Origin of the sequence: Saccharomonospora xinjiangensis XJ-54 (genome assembly GCF_000258175.1) — a bacterium.
Lineage (GTDB): Bacteria > Actinomycetota > Actinomycetes > Mycobacteriales > Pseudonocardiaceae > Saccharomonospora > Saccharomonospora xinjiangensis.
The window spans coordinates 1-2,463 of sequence record NZ_JH636048.1 but is presented as its reverse complement, the minus strand read 5'-3'; the positions used below and the strand labels follow the sequence as shown (position 1 = coordinate 2,463).

2 protein-coding genes are annotated in these 2,463 nt (G+C 73.6%); both read right to left on the bottom strand.

Annotated elements, in window-relative coordinates; genetic code table 11:
* Positions 1 to 1,998, bottom strand: a 1,998-nt coding sequence (locus SACXIDRAFT_RS00010) for a type I polyketide synthase (protein ID WP_006236376.1), incomplete at its 3' end; no start/stop codon positions are given.
* Between the two features lie 18 nt (positions 1,999 to 2,016).
* The coding region (locus SACXIDRAFT_RS00005; protein WP_157599613.1) for a hypothetical protein at positions 2,017 to 2,463 on the bottom strand (447 nt) is incomplete at its 5' end.

The window sequence follows — 2,463 nt, the reverse complement described above, 5'->3', positions numbered from 1 at the left end:
TGCCGCTGCCGTCGCTGCCGCTGTCGTCGCCGCTGCGGTCGCGGGTGCGCCGGTCGCGGTGCCGGCTGGCGGGGGCAGCATCGGCGCGGCACCGTTCTTCGGCCGTTCGATGGGGGTGCCGTCGGCCCACGCGTGCGGGTACCGATGCCGTTCGAACGGGTAGCCGGGCAGCCCGATCCGGCGCGGGGCCGTTCCCAGGTGCAGGCGCGCCCACGCCACCGGCTCGCCCGACGCCCACTGCCGCGCGGGACCGGCCAGCTCGGCGGGCACGGAGTCGCCGAGTGCGATCTCCTCGCCTCCCGCGACGCGGTCGAGTTGCCCGACCAGCTCCGCCACGGACCCGGCGACCAGGACGGTTCGCTCGGCCATCGGTTCCCTGCCCACCTGGAGCGTGTAGGCCACGTCGGCGAGGTCGGCGCCCGAGAGCGGGCCTCGCAGGGCCGCCGCCAGGTCGGCGGCCCTGACCCGCAGCCGGTCGCGCGTGCGCGCCGACAGCGGGATGAGCTGCGGACGGGACGGGGCGGGCTGCCGCGTCGGCAGGGGGAGATCGGAGAGCACGAGGTGGGCGTTGGTGCCGCTGTAGCCGAACGAACTCACCGCGGCGTGCCTGCGCCCGTCGGGACCGGCAGGCCACGGCTGTTCCTCGGTGGGCACGCGCACCGGCGCGGAGTCGAAGTCGATGTGCGGGTTCGGTTTCGTGAAGTTTGTCGCGGGGGGCACGACGCCGTCGCGCATCCCGAGCAGCACCTTGATCACGCCAAGCACGCCTGCGGCACCCATCGTGTGCCCGACGTTGGCCTTCACCGAGCCGATCGGGCAGTAGCCGGTGCGGTCGGTGAGACCCGCGTACGCCGAGGTGATGCCCGCGATCTCGATGGGGTCGCCGAGTGTGGTGCCGGTGCCGTGCGCCTCGAAGTAGCCGAGCGCGTCGGCCGCGACCCCGCTGCGGCCGAGCACCTCACGCAGCAACGCCGACTGGGCCGACACGCTGGGCGCCGTGATGCCGGAGGTGCGCCCGTCCTGGTTGGTTCCGCTGGCCCTGATGACGCCGTGGACGCGGTCGTTGTCGCGGAGGGCGTCGGACAGCCGCTTGAGCACCAGCATCCCGACGCCCTCGCCCACGAGCATCCCGTCGGCGTCGGCGTCGAACGGTGTGCAGCGGCGGGTGGCGGACACGGTGCCGAGGTTCTGCATGGTCAGGAACACGCCGGGGTGGTTGATCACGTACACCCCGCCTGCCAGCACCAGGTCGGCCTGGTCGGACAGCAGCAGCCGCACCGCGACGTCGATGGCGACCAGCGACGACGAGCACGCGGTGTCCACGGCGAGCGCGGGCCCCGCGAGGTCGAGGTGGTACGCGAGCCGGGACACCATCACGCTGGTGTCCGACCCGAGCAGCGAGTGCGCGGTGTACTCGGCCTGCGGGGCGAGGCCCGTGGTACCGACGACCGTGCCGACCCTGCGGCCCCGCAGGGACGCGGCGTCGATGGCCGCGTCCTCCAGTGCGTGGTAGCTGGACTCCAGCAGCACCCGCTGCGCGGCGTCCATCGCGGCGGCCTCGGTCGGCGAGATGCGGAAGAACGCCGGGTCGAAGGCGTCGGTGTCCGGCATGGCGCCGTAGCGGGGCAGCTCAGCGTCGGGGAACGCCTGGCGGAACATGGTCAGCGCGACGGGGTCGCCGATCTCCCTGGTGACGTCGCGGCCGGTGCGCACGATGTCCCAGAACTCGTCGGAATCGGGCGCGTCGCCGGTGCGGCAGTGCAGGCCGACGATCGCGATCTCCTCCCGTGCCGTCGCCGCGTCGAGAACCGACTCGACGTGCGCGGCGAGGCTCGCTGTGTCGGGATGGTCGGCGACGACCCCGCTGGAGAGGGTGGTTCCCAGAGCCGCGTTGATCGCCTCGACCAGCGACACCGCCCTCGCCGGGTCGAGTCCGGCGAGCGTGGTGAGGTTCAGCTTGGCCGCGGCTTCCTCGACCACCCGCATGACCTCGGACATGTGGTTTCCTCTCACTCCTCAGGCGCCGGTCCAGTCGGTCAGCGCGCGGTGGTTGACCCGGTTGCGCTGGTCGGCCGCCATCGCCACGTCCTTGCGCAGGCGCAGCAGCACCGGCCGTGCCCACCCGCGCCGCTGGGCCTCGGCGAGCGCGGCGTGATCGAGCCTCGTCCGCAGGAGCCGAGGCGGGTCGGTGACCTCGTCCACGACGAGGCGCGCGGAGCCGAGCAGCTCGACCCAGGAGTCCACACTGGACACCAGTACTCCCCCGGCCCTGTCGTCGAGATCGCCGCGCAGGGTCGCGACGTGGTCGGCGACCACACCCCGCCCGCCGTCGATTAGCGCCGCGTCGATCCTGGCGAGCAGCTCCCGCTTGCGGCGCACACCGGCAAGACGGCCGAGCGCCACCACGAGGTCGTACGTGCCGGGCAGCGCGGCGGCCGGGTCGGCGGGCACGGTGTGCAGCAC